General features: G+C 58.1%; 15 protein-coding genes. 13 read left to right on the top strand and 2 right to left on the bottom strand.

Annotation, left to right across the window (positions count from 1 at the left end; genetic code table 11):
- Positions 1-11: 11 nt before the first annotated feature.
- Positions 12-866: a MurR/RpiR family transcriptional regulator gene (locus tag AB3N39_RS10775; protein WP_288461233.1), complete on the bottom strand. Its 855-nt coding sequence runs from the start codon at positions 864-866 to the stop codon at positions 12-14.
- Between the two features lie 266 nt (positions 867-1,132).
- Between AB3N39_RS10775 and AB3N39_RS10770 the strand changes: the two genes are divergently transcribed.
- From AB3N39_RS10770 to AB3N39_RS10735, 8 genes are all read left to right on the top strand, one after another.
- A complete protein-coding gene (locus AB3N39_RS10770; RefSeq protein ID WP_367896701.1) occupies positions 1,133-2,614 on the top strand; it encodes an alpha/beta hydrolase in 1,482 nt (493 codons plus the stop codon).
- A gap of 95 nt (positions 2,615-2,709) precedes the next feature.
- Positions 2,710-3,921 (top strand): diguanylate phosphodiesterase, encoded by a 1,212-nt coding sequence (locus AB3N39_RS10765; RefSeq protein WP_367896700.1) that lies wholly within the window; start codon positions 2,710-2,712, stop codon positions 3,919-3,921.
- A gap of 88 nt (positions 3,922-4,009) precedes the next feature.
- On the top strand, positions 4,010-4,900 hold the full coding sequence (locus AB3N39_RS10760; RefSeq protein ID WP_111963601.1) for an aminoimidazole riboside kinase: 891 nt from the start codon (positions 4,010-4,012) through the stop codon (positions 4,898-4,900).
- Between the two features lie 173 nt (positions 4,901-5,073).
- Positions 5,074-6,591: a carbohydrate porin gene (locus AB3N39_RS10755; RefSeq protein WP_367896699.1), complete on the top strand. Its 1,518-nt coding sequence runs from the start codon at positions 5,074-5,076 to the stop codon at positions 6,589-6,591.
- Between the two features lie 66 nt (positions 6,592-6,657).
- Positions 6,658-8,028, top strand: a complete 1,371-nt coding sequence (locus AB3N39_RS10750) for a sucrose-specific PTS transporter subunit IIBC (protein ID WP_032656958.1) — start codon at positions 6,658-6,660, stop codon at positions 8,026-8,028.
- Entirely contained in the window at positions 8,028-9,434 is a 1,407-nt protein-coding gene (locus AB3N39_RS10745; RefSeq protein WP_367896698.1) for a sucrose-6-phosphate hydrolase, read from the top strand. The genes AB3N39_RS10750 and AB3N39_RS10745 overlap by 1 nt, the downstream gene beginning before the upstream one ends.
- A gap of 28 nt (positions 9,435-9,462) precedes the next feature.
- Positions 9,463-10,479, top strand: coding sequence for a LacI family DNA-binding transcriptional regulator (locus tag AB3N39_RS10740; RefSeq protein WP_136194898.1), 1,017 nt, complete (start codon positions 9,463-9,465; stop codon positions 10,477-10,479).
- 89 nt (positions 10,480-10,568) lie between these two features.
- Positions 10,569-12,119 (top strand): methyl-accepting chemotaxis protein, encoded by a 1,551-nt coding sequence (locus tag AB3N39_RS10735; RefSeq protein WP_367896697.1) that lies wholly within the window; start codon positions 10,569-10,571, stop codon positions 12,117-12,119.
- Between the two features lie 277 nt (positions 12,120-12,396).
- On the opposite strand, the gene AB3N39_RS10730 is transcribed toward AB3N39_RS10735, so the two are convergent.
- Positions 12,397-13,107 carry a hypothetical protein gene (locus AB3N39_RS10730; RefSeq protein ID WP_168708004.1) on the bottom strand — a complete coding sequence of 237 codons (711 nt, stop codon included), beginning with the start codon at positions 13,105-13,107 and terminating at the stop codon, positions 12,397-12,399.
- Between the two features lie 69 nt (positions 13,108-13,176).
- On the opposite strand from AB3N39_RS10730, the gene AB3N39_RS10725 reads away from it, so the two are divergent.
- From AB3N39_RS10725 to AB3N39_RS10705, 5 genes are all read left to right on the top strand, one after another.
- Positions 13,177-13,416 (top strand): hypothetical protein, encoded by a 240-nt coding sequence (locus AB3N39_RS10725; RefSeq protein ID WP_133294458.1) that lies wholly within the window; start codon positions 13,177-13,179, stop codon positions 13,414-13,416.
- 158 nt (positions 13,417-13,574) lie between these two features.
- Positions 13,575-13,994 carry a hypothetical protein gene (locus AB3N39_RS10720; protein WP_021240169.1) on the top strand — a complete coding sequence of 140 codons (420 nt, stop codon included), beginning with the start codon at positions 13,575-13,577 and terminating at the stop codon, positions 13,992-13,994.
- Between the two features lie 5 nt (positions 13,995-13,999).
- Positions 14,000-14,560 carry an RNA polymerase sigma factor gene (locus AB3N39_RS10715; protein ID WP_133295432.1) on the top strand — a complete coding sequence of 187 codons (561 nt, stop codon included), beginning with the start codon at positions 14,000-14,002 and terminating at the stop codon, positions 14,558-14,560.
- A gap of 87 nt (positions 14,561-14,647) precedes the next feature.
- Positions 14,648-15,016, top strand: a complete 369-nt coding sequence (locus AB3N39_RS10710) for a hypothetical protein (RefSeq protein WP_133294457.1) — start codon at positions 14,648-14,650, stop codon at positions 15,014-15,016.
- A gap of 48 nt (positions 15,017-15,064) precedes the next feature.
- Positions 15,065-17,089 carry a protein-disulfide reductase DsbD gene (locus tag AB3N39_RS10705; RefSeq protein ID WP_143345145.1) on the top strand — a complete coding sequence of 675 codons (2,025 nt, stop codon included), beginning with the start codon at positions 15,065-15,067 and terminating at the stop codon, positions 17,087-17,089.
- Positions 17,090-17,094 lie beyond the last annotated feature (5 nt).

Raw genomic sequence — 17,094 nt, 5'->3', positions numbered from 1 at the left:
GCTCCGCTCCTTTAGCGTTCGAATTGACCAAACTCTTGTTGTAATTGTCGGTTTACCGCCAGACGAGCCGGAAGCGCATCACCCAGCGCTTCCACCACGCCCGACAGCAGCAGGTTGAACAGGCAGCTTACGGGGGCAAGTGAATCCCAGAAATGACCGGTATCGGTTTTCACCTGCAGCAAATCCATCGGGTAATCCCGCGCCCACGGGCACCAGATGTCGGTGATTAAGGCCAGCGGAATGCCTTTCTCGCTCGCGACACGGCAGTACTGGCGCGCCATTGAGGAGTAGGTACGCGTATCTGTCAGCACGACATAAGGGTGCGAGAACCCCGAGTTCAGGGATTCCACCCAGCTGCCGGATGCCCCTTCGGAGTAGCTCACCCGCGGGCGGAGGTATTCAAGGTGGCTGAAGAAGGCGTTGGCGATCCCGCGCGTGGACTGGATCCCCAGCACAAAGACCGCGTCCGCGTGGGCCAGATGGTGTACCACCTGGCGGAAGGCGTCCGTTTGCGCCAGCTGGTACACCTGCGTGATGGCATCCACTTCCAGCGACAGGGCGTGCTGAAGGCGGCTGGAAAGAGGGCGCTGCTGCTGCCAGGAGTCGAGCCGCTCGTTCATGCCCCAGGGCTGATACGGATCGCGCAGGCTTTTTTTGGCATCCTCCAGGTTGCGGTACCCCAGCTTGCGCAGGAAGCGTCCGACGGTAATTCCGCTGGTCCCGCTCGCCTGACCCACACTTTCCGCCGTTTCAAACGGGATTTGCGCGGCGTGCGCCAGCAGCCAGCTTCCGACCCGCTTTTCGCTGGGCGTGAGCTGACTGAACGTCGCTTCGATACGGCTCAACATCTCAGGTTTCGTCGTCATACCGCCTCGTTGTTAACAGGCTGTCAATGGCCGGATTTGTGTTACCCGGTTAACAATGCATGACGCGTGCCATATTCACAGGCGGGCGAAAACCCGCTGCGCAGTAAACTTCATGCAATATTTAGTTAACCAATGATCAACATTTGTGCAGCATAGTTCACTTTTGGTGCACTGGCTGAGCGGGCAGGTATGAATTTGGTGAATACGTCAGTCCGTTCACATTTTTGATAAGATAGATGTACTGTGAATATAAAAGGGATCCCGGCATGGCAAATCTGCCCTGGCGAGTCAGCGTGCGCCTGATCGCGCTTGCAAAGAAAACAGGAATGGTCGTGGGGAGCGTACTGGTCGTCCTGCTGGCGGTGCGGGTCTATCTCTCGCAGCAGGGGCCGGAACTGCACCTGTGGCACACCTGGCGGGCCAATGAGATGTCCGCGCGCGAGATGGACAACACCGACTTTGCCGGGTATCAGGCCCGGGAAAAGGCGATTTTCACCGATCTGGATAACGCGGTGACGGCGAAAACAGCGGGCGAGGAACAAACCCCGTTAAACCGCTACTACCGCCAGAGCCTGGTGTGGCCCGGTCAGTTTGCCCCCGATGCCAACCGCTCCTTTGTGCTGATGCCGGCCGGAAAGCCACGCGGCGCGGTGGTGTTGCTGCACGGGCTGACGGATTCGCCTTACAGCGTAAGGCGTCTTGCCGTGAACTATCAGCAGCACGGCTTTGTGGCCGTGGTCCCGCGTCTACCCGGGCACGGCACCGCGCCCGGTGCGCTGACGGACGTTGACTGGGAAATGTGGCTGGCGGCGACGCGTCTTGCGGTGCGGGAGGCCACGCGCCTGGCGGGCGAGGCTGTGCCTTTGCATCTGGTGGGCTACTCAAACGGCGGGGCGCTGGCGATGAAATATACCCTCGATGCGCTTGACACCTCTGCGCTGCGTAAACCCCAGCAGGTGATCCTGCTCTCACCGATGATCGGCGTGACGGCCTTTGCGCGCTTTGCCGGTTTCGCCGGGTTACCGGCGCTGCTGCCGGCGTTTGCTAAAGCAGCCTGGCTGAATATTGCGCCGGAATATAATCCGTATAAATACAATTCTTTCCCGGTTAACGCCGCTCGCCAGTCTTGGCTGCTGACGAAGGCCCTGCAGGAGCAGATTGGCCGTGAGGCGCGGGAAAACAGGCTGGCGAATTTGCCGCCGGTGCTGGCGTTCCAGTCGGTCATGGATTCTACGGTCAGCACCCGCGCGGTGGTGACCGGCCTGTTTGACCAGCTTCCGGCAAACGGCAGCGAGCTGGTGGTGTTTGACATCAATCAGGCAGCCAGCTTCCGTCCGCTGTTTAAACCGTCGTCGTGGACGGCAACCTCGGCGCTGCTGCCGGTTGTGCAAAGGCGTTACAGTGTCACTATTATCACCAATGCCGGCGAGCACAGTTTCTCGACGGTGGCGAAAATCACTCCAGCAGGCAGTACGCAGGAGACGGTCGTGCCGCTTGCGCAGTCCTGGCCGCAGGATGTCTATTCACTGTCGCACGTTGCGGTGCCGTTCACGCCGGATGACGATCTCTATGGTCGTGAACCTGCAGTGAAAAACCGCTACGGCATCAGCCTCGGGACAATTGCGCTCTGGGGAGAAACGTCCGTGTTGAGCGTCGGAAAAGAGGCGCTGATGCGGGTCACCTCGAACCCGTTCTACGACTATATGCAGGAGAGGATCGACAGCCGGATTGGCGACGGGGGAAAGTAACGTTCCTTTGTGGTGTGAATAAGTTAGGTCGCATTGATTAAGTATGTTAAATAGAAGCTTCAAAGCACCTCTCTTTCTCATCGGAACCCATTTTTGTGCTGACGACTCTGATCTACCGAAGCCAGTTGAATTTATCCCCCCCGACCACTGAACTGCGGGAGCTGGTGGAGCGCGCCAGGGGCCGCAATGCAAAACTGAATATCACCGGCGTCCTCCTGGCTAAAGGGAACGACGTTCTGCAGATCCTCGAAGGGTCGGAAGAGAGTGTGGTCAAACTGTTCCACACCATCCGTGAGGACAAGCGGCACAGCGGGGTGGTTGAACTGCTGCGGGACTATGGTCCGCGCAGACGCTTCGAAAACGTCGGCATGCTGCTGTTCGATCTGCAAACGCAGTCCCCGAAAGAGGTGCTGCAGTTGGTGCTGCGCTACAGCAAGCTGGAGAGCTATCTGACCTCCGACGATCGGGTTTTCAAATTTATTCAGACCTTTATAACCGGTAAACGTCCGGCCCAGTCGGGGGCACGCTACACCCCGGCCAAATGGACGCTCTCGACCGAAACGTTACCCTTTGGTGAGCATCTGGGCCTGATTGTCGGGCAAACCTGCCAGTTTGCGCTGCAGCCTATTGTTGAGCCCTCGGAAGGGAAGATCAGCTCCCTTGAGGCGCTTATCCGCGGCAACGACGGCGGCAGCCCCGAGCATTTCTTCAGCACTGTTAACCCGGACAACGTCTACGAAGTCGATCTCCAGACAAAAGCGTATGCCTTTGCGCTGGCAGAAAAGCTGGGCATTGGCAGCCATAAAATCGCGGTAAACCTGCTTCCCATGTCGCTGGTAAATGTCCCTGGCGCAGTGGAATTTCTGGTCAATCAGATTAAAAAGCATGGCCTTCAGCCGGAGCAGGTGGTCATTGAAGTCACTGAAAACGAGATGATCTCCGGGTTCAACCAGTTTAACAGCGCCATCAAGCAGCTTCGCGGCGAGGGGATTGGCCTGGCGATCGATGATTTTGGTTCGGGCTATGCCGGGCTTTCGCTGCTGACCCGTTTCCAGCCGGACAAAATTAAAATCGACCGCGAAATTGTCAGCAACATCCACCTGAGCGGCCCGAAGCAGGCGATCGTGCGCTCCATCATCAGCTGTTGCTCCGATCTGGAAATCACCCTGGTGGCTGAAGGCATTGAGAAAATAGAAGAGTGGTGCTGGCTTGAATCCGCCGGTATCCGTCGTTTCCAGGGCTTCCTGTTTGCCCGGCCGCAGCTAAATGGCGTCGGCGATATCCACTGGCCGCACCTGGTGCGTTAAGTCAAATTTTCCTCCCGTTATTTCCCCTTTGTCCGGCCTGTGTTTAAATAGCTAAAACGGTTTAATATTGTTTAGCTAAGAGGATCACATGAAGAAAATCTGGGTACTTGGCGATGCGGTAGTGGATTTACTGCCCGATGGAGAAGGCAGATTGCTGCAGTGTCCCGGCGGCGCACCGGCAAACGTTGCGGTCGGTATTGCCCGGCTCGGCGGCCAGAGCGCCTTTATCGGCAGGGTTGGCGACGATCCTTTCGGGCGCTTTATGGCGAAAACGCTCGCCGACGAGCGGGTTGACGTGACGTGGATGCGCCTTGACCCGGCGCACCGCACCTCAACGGTAGTGGTCGATCTCGACGACCACGGCGAGCGCTCGTTTACGTTCATGGTGCGCCCGAGCGCCGATCTTTTTCTGGAACCCGCCGATCTGCCACCGTTTAGCGCCGGAGAGTGGCTGCACGTCTGCTCCATCGCGCTAAGCGCAGAGCCGAGCCGTACGGCGACATTTGAGGCGATGGCCGCCATCCGTGAAGCGGGCGGTTACGTCAGCTTCGACCCCAATATTCGCCCGGACCTCTGGCCGGATGAGAACGCACTGCATGGCTGCCTGGAGCAGGCCCTGCAAAGCGCCGACGTGGTGAAACTTTCGGTAGAAGAGCTGGCCTTTTTCACCGGCAGCGCGGAGGTCAACGTTGGCCTGGAGGTGCTGATGCAGCGCTGCCCGGCGCGTCTGGTGCTGGTCACTCAGGGTAAAGAGGGCGTCATCGCCTGGCATGACGGCGCCGTGGAGCACTATCCGGCAACGCCCGTTGAGTGTGTCGATACCACCGGCGCGGGCGATGCCTTCGTGGCGGGGCTGCTCTACGGGCTGGCCGCCGGACAGGACCTGACGCCGGTTATCGCGCTCGCCCAGCGCTGCGGCGCGCTGGCCACCACCGCCAAAGGGGCGATGACCGCGTTGCCCTGGCAGCACGAACTGTAATTCCTCCCTTCACTGGCCGCCATCCGGCGGCCTGAATTGTCGCCTCGATCACACTTACTAAAACGGTTTAGCAAAAAAGATTGCCGATCCAAAATTCACAGGTTTAGTATCAGCAACCTAAACCGGTTTAGCAATTTAGCACGTTTAATGACTTCTTTTAGGGATGCGACAAAATGTATAAAAAACGCAGACTTGCCGTGATGATAGGCATGCTGGCCGGAAGTACCTCTGTTTTTGCCCAAACGGATATGACAAGTATCGAAGCGCGTCTTGCCGCGATGGAGCAGCGCCTCCAGGCGGCGGAAACGCGTGCGCAGGTGGCTGAAAAACGCGCCGACGATGCAGAACAAAAAACGCAGCAGCTCGTTGCCGCGCAGCAGCAGACGCAAACGACAACTCAGGCGGTAGCGCAGCGCACCACCGCGCTGGAGAAGAAGGCGGATCAGACCGGCGGGTTTGAGTTCCACGGCTACGCCCGCTCGGGCCTGCTGATGAACGATGCGGCCTCCAGCAGCAAAAGCGGCCCTTATCTGACCCCAGCCGGAGAAACCGGCGGCGCGGTAGGGCGTCTGGGGAACGAAGCCGACACCTACGTCGAGCTGAACCTGGAGCACAAGCAAACCCTGGATAACGGGGCGACCACGCGCTTCAAGGCGATGCTGGCCGACGGTCAGAGAACCTATAACGACTGGTCAGCCGATACCAGCGATCTCAATATTCGCCAGGCTTTCGCGGAGCTGGGCAACCTGCCTGATTTTACCGGCGCGCTGAAGGGCAGTACCTTCTGGGCGGGTAAACGCTTCGACCGCGACAACTTTGACATTCACTGGCTGGACTCCGACGTGGTGTTCCTGGCCGGTACCGGCGGCGGCGTCTACGACGTGAAATGGAACGATTCGCTGCGCAGTAACTTCTCCATTTACGGCCGCAACTTCGGCAGCGTGGAGCAGACCGACAACAACGTTCAAAACTATATTCTCAGCATGAACCACTTCGCCGGCCCGTTCCAGCTGATGGTGAGCGGCCTGCGGGCGAAGGATAACGACGACCGTAAAGACACTAACGGCGATCTGATTAAAACGGATGCCGCCAATCACGGCGTTCATGCCCTGGTAGGCTTGCATAATGATAGCTTCTACGGCCTGCGCGAAGGGACTGCCAAAACGGCGCTTCTGTACGGTCACGGTCTGGGGGCGGAAGTCAAAAGCATCGGCTCCGACGGCGCGTTGCTGTCTGAGGCGGATACCTGGCGCTTCGCAAGTTACGGTGTCACGCCTGTGGGCGGCGGCTGGAGCGTTGCGCCCGCCGTTCTGGCGCAGAGCAGTAAAGATCGCTACGTCAAGGGCGATAGCTATGAGTGGGTAACGCTCAACACCCGCCTGATTAAAGAGGTCACCCAGAATTTCGCGCTGGCGTTTGAGGGAAGCTATCAGTACATGGATTTAAATCCGGAAGGCTATAAGGACCGCAACGCCGTCAACGGCAGTTTCTACAAGCTGACCTTTGCGCCAACCTTAAAAGCGAGCAAAATCGGCGATTTCTTCAGCCGTCCTGAGCTGCGCCTGTTTGCCACCTGGATGGACTGGAGCAGCAAACTGGATCATTACGCCAGCGATGATGCCTTTGGCAGCAGCGGCTTCAACGCCGGCGGGGAATGGAACTTTGGGGTCCAGATGGAAACCTGGTTTTAACCCATCACGCTCCCGCCTGGCGGGAGCGTTTCGTACATCATAAAAAGAAGTCAGGCAGAGGTATCTATGGATTTTAATCAAATCGCCCGCGAGCTTATCCCGCTGCTCGGTGGCAAGGAAAATATCGCCAGCGCGGCGCACTGCGCAACGCGTCTTCGTCTGGTGCTGGTCGATGACGCGCTGGCGGATCAGCAGGCCATCGGCAAGGTCGACGGCGTAAAAGGCTGCTTCCGTAACGCCGGGCAGATGCAGGTGATTTTTGGTACGGGCGTGGTCAACAAGGTTTATGCCGCGTTTATTCAGGCGGCCGGGATAAGTGAGTCCAGCAAGTCGGAAGCCGCAGATCTGGCGGCGCGCAAGCTGAACCCGTTCCAGCGCATTGCCCGTCTGCTCTCCAACATCTTTGTGCCAATCATCCCCGCGATTGTGGCGTCCGGCCTGCTGATGGGCCTGCTCGGCATGGTGAAAACCTACGGCTGGGTCAACGCGGATAATGCCCTCTACATTATGCTGGACATGTGCAGCTCGGCGGCGTTTATCATTCTGCCTATTCTGATTGGCTTCACCGCCGCGCGAGAGTTTGGCGGTAACCCGTACCTCGGCGCTACGCTGGGCGGGATTCTGACCCACCCGGCGCTGACCAACGCCTGGGGCGTGGCGTCGGGCTTCCACACCATGAACTTCTTCGGTCTTGAGATTGCGATGATTGGCTATCAGGGCACGGTATTCCCGGTGCTGCTGGCCGTCTGGTTTATGAGCATCGTCGAGAAAAACCTGCGCCGCGCGATCCCGGATGCGTTAGACCTGATCCTGACGCCGTTCCTCACCGTGGTTATCTCCGGCTTTATCGCCTTGCTGATTATCGGCCCGGCGGGGCGCGCGCTGGGCGACGGCATCTCCTTTATCCTGAGCACGTTAATTGAACACGCGGGCTGGCTGGCCGGGCTACTGTTCGGCGGGCTTTACTCGGTAATTGTGATCACCGGTATTCATCACAGCTTCCACGCGATCGAAGCAGGGCTGCTGGGTAACCCGTCGATTGGCGTTAACTTCCTGCTGCCGATCTGGGCCATGGCGAACGTGGCGCAGGGCGGCGCCTGTCTGGCGGTGTGGTTCAAAACCAAAGATGCCAAAATCAAAGCCATTACCTTACCCTCGGCGTTCTCTGCGATGCTGGGCATCACCGAAGCGGCCATTTTTGGTATTAACCTGCGCTTCGTTAAGCCGTTTATCGCCGCGCTGATCGGCGGCGCGGTGGGCGGTGCCTGGGTGGTCTCCGTGCATGTGTATATGACCGCCGTCGGGCTGACCGCCATCCCGGGCATGGCCATCGTGCAGGCCAGCTCGCTGCTGAACTATATTATCGGCATGGTGATTGCCTTCGGCGTGGCGTTTACCGTCTCGCTGTTGCTGAAATATAAAACGGATTCTGAATAATGACGTTACCTTCCCGCTGGCCTGCGATCCTGCAGGCCGTTATGAAAGGTCAGCCGCGGGCGCTGGCGGATAGCCACTATCCGCAATGGCACGCCGCGCCGGTGACGGGGCTGATGAACGACCCGAACGGGTTTATCTGGTTTGCCGGCCGCTACCACCTGTTCTATCAGTGGAACCCGCTGGACTGCGAGCATCGCTTCAAGTGCTGGGGGCACTGGAGCTCTGCGGACCTCGTGCACTGGCGGCATGAGCCGCTGGCGCTGATGCCCGACGAAGAGTATGACCGCAACGGCTGCTACTCCGGCAGCGCCGTGGACAACCAGGGCGTTTTGACACTGTGCTACACCGGCAACGTCAAGTTCGATGACGGCAGCCGCACCGCCTGGCAGTGCCTGGCCGTGGAGCAGCAGGACGGAACGTTTACGAAGCTGGGGCCGGTGCTGGCGCTGCCGGAAGGCTACACCGGACACGTGCGCGACCCGAAGATGTGGCAGCACGAAGGGGAGTGGTACATGGTGCTCGGCGCGCAGGATGTGCAAAAGCGCGGCAAGGTGCTGCTCTTTAAGTCAGCCGATTTGCACGCCTGGACGTCCTGCGGGGAGATCGCCGGTCACGGGATTAACGGCCTGACGGACGCGGGCTATATGTGGGAGTGTCCGGACCTGTTTGACCTCGACGGAACGCATGTTCTGATCTGCTGCCCGCAGGGGCTTGCGCGCGAGCCGCATCGCTACCTCAATACCTATCCGGCTACCTGGATGAGCGGGGCGTTTGATTACGCCAGCGCCACATTCGATCACGGCGAGCTTCACGAGCTGGACGCGGGCTTTGAGTTTTACGCCCCGCAAACCACGCTGGCGGAAGACGGTCGCCGCATTCTGATCGGCTGGATGGGCGTACCGGACGGGGAAGAGATGCTTCAGCCAACCCGGGCGCACGGCTGGATGCACCAGATGACCTGCCCGCGCGAATTACGGTACCGCGACGGCAGGCTCTGGCAGATCCCGGCGCGCGAGCTGGCGGCGCTGCGTGAAGATGAGCAGCGCTGGCAGGGGCGCGCCAGCGACGCGCCCGAACTGGACGCGACGCGTCTGGAGTTTGAGCTTAGCGCCGCGCACGTGAGCGTCGATTTTGCCGGCGCGCTGCGTCTCATGGTTGATGAGCAGGGCATACGTCTTGAACGCGCGAGCCTCAAAACCGGTGAAACGCTGACCCGCTACTGGCAGGGCGACGTCACTCATTTACGCGTTCTCTGCGACCGCTCCAGCGTCGAAATCTTCATTAACCACGGCGAAGGGGTGATGAGCAGCCGCTATTTTCCTGCCCATCCGGCCCGGGTGCGATTCGAAGGTGCGTCCGATATCACATTACGCTACTGGTCGCTGCGCGCCTGCATGATAGAATGAGGGTTTTGGCAGCCGGATCTAAGTCGTTGTGAGAAAAACAAAACGCGTCACCATTAAAGACATCGCGGAGCTGGCGGGCGTGTCAAAAGCCACCGCCAGCCTGGTCCTGAACGGGCGCAGCAAAGAGCTTCGCGTGGCGGAAGAGACGCGCGAGCGCGTGCTGGCGATTGCAAAAGAGCACCACTATCAGCCCAGCATTCACGCCCGGTCACTGCGCGATAACCGCAGCCACACCGTTGGTCTGGTGGTCCCGGAGATCACCAACTACGGTTTTGCCGTGTTTTCTCACGAGCTGGAAACGCTGTGCCGCGAGGCGGGCGTTCAGCTGCTGATCTCCTGCAGCGATGAAAACCCGGGGCAGGAGACGGTAGTGGTGAACAACATGGTGGCGCGTCAGGTGGACGGGCTGATTGTGGCCTCCAGCATGCTCAACGACGCGGACTACCATAAGCTCAGCGAGCAGCTGCCGGTGGTCCTGTTTGACCGCCACATCAACGACAGCGCGCTGCCGCTGGTGATCACCGATTCCATTACCCCGACGACCGAACTGGTGGCCGACATTGCGCGCCAGCATCCTGATGAGTTCTACTTTCTCGGCGGCCAGCCCCGCTTATCCCCGACGCGCGACCGTCTGGAAGGGTTTAAGCAAGGGCTGCGTGAGGCCGGCGTGGAGCTGCGCCCCGAGTGGATCATTCACGGCAACTATCACCCGAGCTCGGGATACGAGATGTTTGCTGAACTCTGCGCCCGCCTGGGGCGTCCGCCAAAAGCGCTCTTCGCCGCCGCCTGCGGGCTGCTGGAAGGGGTGCTGCGCTATATGGGCCAGCATAACCTGCTGCAAAGCGATATCAGGTTAGCCAGTTTTGACGATCACTATCTCTACGATTCGCTGACGATCCCGGTGGATACCATCCGCCAGGATAACCGACAGCTGGCGTGGCACTGCTTTGATTTGATTAGCAAACTGATCGAGGGGGAGACCCCGGAACCGTTGCAACGCAAGCTATCTGCCACCCTGCAGCGGCGCTATAAGTCATCTAAATAGCCCGACTGGATACTTCAATAACTTTAATTAATTTAAGTTTTGGAAGCGCCGATAACCATAAGGAATAATTCTCCTTGAGGTATTGGTTTATGTCGTTGAAAAAGTCGTCCCTGATTGTCCTGTTCTCGCTGCTTTTCTTCTTTGTTGTCAGCACCGTCACCAGCGTTGGCCTCATCATTAAAAGTAATAATTCGCTGGATAACGTCAACAAAGAGATCCAGGTTGTGTTGTCCATTATTGACCCCATCAACCACAGCCGTACGCTACGCGTGAGGGTGATGGAGTATGTGAAGATGGTGGAAGCGGGTAATACTGCCGACGAGGCTGCCAAGCTTACCGCCGTGAAAGAGGCGCTGACCAAAGCGGACCACGCCTTTGCGGCATTTATGGCGTCGCCGCGCCTGAGCGATGAAGCACCGCTGGTGACGGCCTATCAGGACGGCTGGCAAAACTACCGCAACCAGGGGCTGGCGCCGCTGATCGATGCCGCCGAGGCGCACGATGTCGCCAAATTTAACGCGCTGATCCCGGAAGTCTCCCGCCTTGACCGCCAGTACGAGATCGTTCTCGACCAGGTGCTTTCCGTCCACCAGAAATACGCCAAAAGCCTGAACGAAGATGCGAGCAGTAACTTCGTCTCTGGCCTGGCGATTGTTGCCGCTATCGCCAGCCTGTTTGTGGTGGTGATTATCGCCGTCAGCCTGCTGATGAAGCGCTTTGTCTTTGCGCCGATCAACCTGGCGCGCGAACACTGCAGCCAGATTGCGGCAGGCAAGCTGGACATTCCGGTGCCGGTGAAGGGGAGCGCACATAACGAAATCGATCATCTTATGAGCTCGATGGAGCAGATGCGTCAGGCGCTGCTGGCGACAATCGCCCAGGTGCGCGATGCGAGCCATACCGTAACGCACGCAGCGCAGGAGATTGCCTCCGGGAATATCGACCTGGCGTCACGTACCGAACAGCAGGCTTCCGCGTTGACCCAGACGGCAGCGAGCATGGAAGAGCTGAGCGCGACGGTGGCGAACAATACCGACAACGTCTATCAGGCCGGTAAACTGGTGCAGGACGCGGTGAAAAATGCCCATACCGGTGAAGCGGTGACCCGTGAAGTGATCGACACGATGAACACCATCGCGGCGAACTCGAAGCGCATCGAAGACATTACCAGCGTGATTAACAGCATCGCTTTCCAGACCAATATTCTGGCGCTGAACGCGGCGGTTGAAGCGGCGCGCGCCGGTACGCAAGGTCGCGGCTTTGCGGTTGTGGCCAGCGAAGTGCGCACCCTGGCGCAGAAAAGCGCGGTGGCAGCCAAGGATATCGAGAGCCTGATTGCGCAGTCGGTCTCCAGCGTGAAAAACGGTGCGGAGCTGGTCAGCCGCTCGGGCGAGGTGATTGACTCGATTATTTCGTCGGTGAATAAAGTGAATACGCTGATGGAGCAGATCTCCGTCGCCTCCGAAGAGCAGAGCCGCGGGATCAGCCAGGTCGGGCAGGCGGTGACCGAGATGGATGGCGTGACCCAGCAGAACGCCGCGCTGGTGCAGCAGTCCGCCGCCGCAGCGGCCTCGCTGGAAGAGCAGGCGCAGCAGCTTTCACGGAGTATTTCGAGTTTTAGGTTGCCGGTGCAGGCTTGATTGAATGAGGGGAGGCTCCTGAGGGGGCCTTTTATCAACTTAGTGTGTGAAACTTTCTAAGTTGCTTCCCCATGAGGTCAGCTTGTAGACCTAATAGAACTGTTTTAATACCACTTATTGTATTTCACATAAATAAAAGAAATAGCAAGCACCCAAACGAAGCTGAGTAAAGCAGCATGCCCTGGTACAAACCGTACAAATAGATATATCCCAATCACAATAAGCAATGCAGGGACCAGATAAAAAAACGACTTCAAAAGCCATAAGATTGCTTGCTTCATTTCCGGAGTATCTCGTACAAAGCGTCACCAATAACTTGCTCGTTATTATCCCCAGAGTTTACCTGGTAGATAATTTCAGACATTTGCGGTTCGATTAAGAAATATAACATCTCAATATTTTCTTTATAAAGCGCCTGGTAGTACTGAGGATCCTGAAATTTGAGTCGATTAGCTGCAGATGCAGCTACCTGAGCCTTTGAGTAAAGCGTGGCACCATTAACAAACCATGTCGAGAATGAGTTAACAAGCCTGATGTGATTTTGCTTGAAATCCCTGCTGTTGATAATCAGATTCGCAAGTGTAAAGGAGAGGGCTAACTTGCTGGCTTTAGCCGATGCATGTTCGGCGGCTTTTCCCAATAAGTTATGGATATTTGCAATCAGGTCCTTGCTTTTTTGTTCGCCCAGTCTATTGAGAGTTTTCCTAAAATAGATTTCAACCATGTCTAAAGTGACATCTTTTCGGTTGTAAATTTCACCTAAGGCAAGGACCAAGCGTTTGTCTTCACGCCAGGTATCACGGCAAGCGTTACGATAATATTCGTCTGGCATCAGGCATGCACCGTAGCTAACCAGCCGCTGTGTGCCCTGTTTCACCTTTTCCAGGGTTGCCATATGGTCTTCATGCATGTCTCGAAGTGAGTTTGTTAGTGCAATAGCTAACTGTTTATTCGACTGCATTTTCAGTTGCAAATAGTTTTGTGCCATTTTATATAACCTTGCAGTATCATTATCTTATTATCATTGATCATGATTGAGAAAGGAGCAACAACGGAAATGGGAAAGCGCAAGAGTGCTTTGGTTTATGTCCTGACCGTCATTATATTTTTGCTTATTATTCCTGAGATCATTCTGCGTGTATGCACGTCCGAGCAACTTGGTCGTATCAGCGACTTCACCAGTTTAGGTGGCTTGTTAAATCCACTATTGTCCTTGCTCATCTTCCTCGCTCTGGTGTCGATCATACTGGCCGCCATCGCTATCGCATTCGTTAAGCGAATTATTCGCAAAAAATGATGGTCTGAAGGTGACTCATAGCGAGCGCCAGCCCTAACCGCTATGAGTCCAGTTTCCGCAGCACAAAAAATTTTATATTCACCCCAGCAATATTTCTCTTCCTCATCCGTCTACCTCATCACAAGCCATAATCAGTTACTGTAAACGAGGTAAACACCATGAGAGATTTTGAACTGCACGGCAGGGGTCACGGGCGCGGATTCGGTCGCCACCGTATGGGTAAGGGCTTAATCATCGGCGCGGTGATTTTCATCGTGCTCGGCCTGCTGGTGATGTCCCTGTGGAACGCCTTACTCCCGGCCATCCTCGGCGTGAAGGCCATCGGATTCTGGCAGGCGCTGGGCATTCTGGTGCTGAGCCGCATTCTGTTTGGCGGGTTAGGTTTCCGCCCCGGAATGTTTGGCGCGCACCGCCGGATGCACGAGCGCTGGATGAACATGACTCCCGAACAGCGCGAGGCGTTTATTCAGCAGCGTCGTGAAGGGTTTGGTCGTCACGGTCGCGGGCACTGCGGCTGGCACGGCCATCGTGACGATAAGCGCGATGACGCCACGCCGAAAGCGCCGGACGCAGAGTGAGCGAGATGAAAGCCGGGGAGGCGGGCGGATCCATGCTGATGTCGGCGCTCAATGCCTGCCGCGCCCGGCTGACAGCCTTCATTCGCGGACGGACCTCCGTGCGCGATGATGCCGACGACATTTTGCAGGAAGTGACGTATCAGCTGATGAAAGTGGAGCAGCCGGTCGAAAACGTCGCCGCCTGGCTGTTCCGCGCGGCGCGTAACGAGATGACCGACCGGGCGCGTAAAAAGCGTGAGGTATCGCTCTCCGGCTATTTTACGGGCGATGACGACGACGGTTTTCCGGAAGACGAGCTGGCCGAAACCCTGTTCGGCGTACCGCACACGCCGGAAGAGGAGTACCTCAAGACGCTGCTGTGGCAAGAGCTGGGGCAGGCGCTGTCTGAACTTCCTCCGCCGCAGCGCGAGGCGTTTGAAAAGACCGAGCTCCACGGTTACAGCATTAAAATGCTGGCAGAGGAGACCGGCGCCAGCGAACAGGCGCTGTTATCCCGCAAGCACAAGGCGGTGCTGTTTCTGCGCACGCGGCTGCGGGACGTCTATGACGCGCTGACGGGCGAATAGCGGCGACAGACAAAACCTTACACTTCCGGCACTTGTAGATTCATCACTATCGTTTATGATCGGGGCGTCTCGTCACTCTGGAATGTTATGCGCAACCGTCAGCTCCTCGGAAAATGGCTTTTGATTATCACCTGTCTCGCGATGGCGCTTTGCCTCGTGCAGCGCGCGGTGATGCTCAACCATTTTTTACAGGGACTGGATCCGCAGATTTCACTGAGTGCAGATGCCCCAACGCAAACCAGCACCGAGCAGTCCGGGCCATCGCCCTGTCAGCTAGGCGCGCACTCGCTTCTCTGCGCCCAGCCGCTGTTTTTCGACGGCGCGCTGCCGGCCATTATTATCTTCTTCGCGCTGCTGCAGCTGTTTACGCAAGGGCGGGCAATGGCTCCTGCGCAACAGCCCGTTCAGGCTCCGCCTCCCCGAATACACCTGAAAAACTGCGTTTTCCGTGAATGAAAAACATCGTCACCACACGATAATTTTTCACTGTTCACGGAGTACAACATGGTTAACCTCTTCAGGGGATTCGTCTTCCTGTGGCTGTCCTGCATCGGCATTGCCCATGCGGCAGACACCGGCTGGCTGGTCTCCCCACAAAACGATCACGCCCGCATCCGCTTTCAGGCGGAGAGGGAACAAACGCATGTTAAAGGCCTGCTCACCGTTGAGCTAAAGCCCGGCTGGAAAACCTACTGGCGATCGCCGGGCGAGGGCGGCGTGGCGCCGAAAATTAGCTGGCCGGAAGGCGTAACGGACAGCTGGTCCTGGCCGGTGCCGTCGCGCTTCGATATCTCCGGCATGACCACGCAGGGCTATCACGATAAGGTGACGATCCCGATTACGCTCGACGGAGCGAAGGGCGACACGCTCGACGGGACGCTAACGCTCTCTACGTGCAGCAACGTCTGCCTGCTGACGGACTACCTGCTGCACCTCGATTTTACCCAGCCGGTGGATGAGGGCTTCCGCAGCGCCTTCGAGCAAGCGATGCGCGCCGTGCCGGGCACGTCTGGCGTATCCACGGATCTCTCCGCCTGGCTCTCTGGCGACAAGCTGGTGATTACCGGCACCACGGACGGGAAGTGGGACAATCCGGGGATCTACTTTGATCCGCTGGAGGGCGATATTCTGCCCGGCGAGCCGGTTATTAAACATGACGGCACTGCGCTTCGGGTGACGGTACCCGTGACCGACGAATGGGGAGACAAACCCGCCTCGCTGGCAGGCAAAAGGCTGTCGTTTGTGCTGACCAACGGCGATCGGGCGCAGCAAACCACCATGACCGTTGGGACAACGCCCGAAGAGACCTCCGCGCCGGGCGGGACGGGAAAAATGGTGCTCTTTGCGCTGCTGGGCGGGCTGATCCTGAACCTGATGCCCTGCGTGCTGCCGGTGATGGGCATGAAGCTTAACAGCATCCTTCAGGCGGGATCGGACAGGCGTACCATCCGGCTACGCTTCTTCGCCACCAGCGCCGGGATCCTCACCTCCTTTATGCTGCTGGCCGGGATGGTCACCGCGCTGAAGCTGGCCGGAGCGTCGCTGGGGTGGGGCATTCAGTTCCAGAACCCGTGGTTTATCGGCCTGATGGTCGCCGTGACCTTCCTGTTTGCGCAGAACCTGTTTGGAGCATTTGAAATGCTGCTGCCTTCTTGTGCCGCAGGACGGCTGGCGACGGCAGGGGGATCGGGGATCGGCGGCAGCTTTTGCGAAGGGATGTTCGCCACTCTGCTGGCGACGCCGTGCTCCGCGCCGTTCCTCGGTACGGCGGTTGCCTTTGCCCTTGGCGCGCCGCTGCACGCCCTGTGGCTGATCTTCCTGATGCTCGGCGTGGGCATGAGTCTGCCGTGGCTGTTCGTTGCCCTGGTGCCGAAAACGGCCATGCTGCTGCCAAAACCCGGCCGCTGGATGAACACGCTCAAAACGATCCTGGGCCTGATGATGCTGGCCTCCAGCCTCTGGCTGGCGACGCTGTTGAGCGTGCATCTGGGCGAGGCGGTCAGCCAGATCGTGATGCTGGGGCTGACTGCCCTCGCGCTGGTGCTGTTTGCGCTAAAGGGGCAAAAATCTTCGCCGCTGTTCTGGCTGGTGGTCATCGCGCTGTCGGCGTTCGGCGGGTATCAGGTGCGCGGTCTGCTTAACGCGGCGCCTGACGCTCCGGCACAAAACGTTGCGCAGACTATCCCGTGGCAGCCGCTCAGTGAAAAGGCTATCGAGAACGCGCTGGCGCAGGGGAAACGGGTGTTTGTGGATATTTCCGCGGACTGGTGCGTGACCTGCAAAGTTAACGAGCATCGGGTGCTCAGCCAGCCGGACGTGATTGCCGCGCTGCGCCAGCCGGACGTGGTGGCCCTGCGCGGAGACTGGAGCCAGCCGTCCGCGTTTATCGCGGATTTTCTGGCGAAGCGAAACCGCTACGCCATTCCGTTTAACGCGGTGTATGGCCCCGGCCAGCCTGATGGCGAGATCCTCTCGCCGCTGCTGGACAAGCGCACCCTGGCCACCACCCTGAACAACGCAAAAGGCTAACTGTG

It is taken from the genome of Enterobacter vonholyi, assembly GCF_040834095.1.
In the GTDB taxonomy this organism is placed as follows: Bacteria; Pseudomonadota; Gammaproteobacteria; order Enterobacterales; family Enterobacteriaceae; genus Enterobacter; species Enterobacter vonholyi.
The sequence above is the reverse complement of the archived record's forward strand: the minus strand, read 5'-3'. Positions and strand labels throughout refer to the sequence as shown.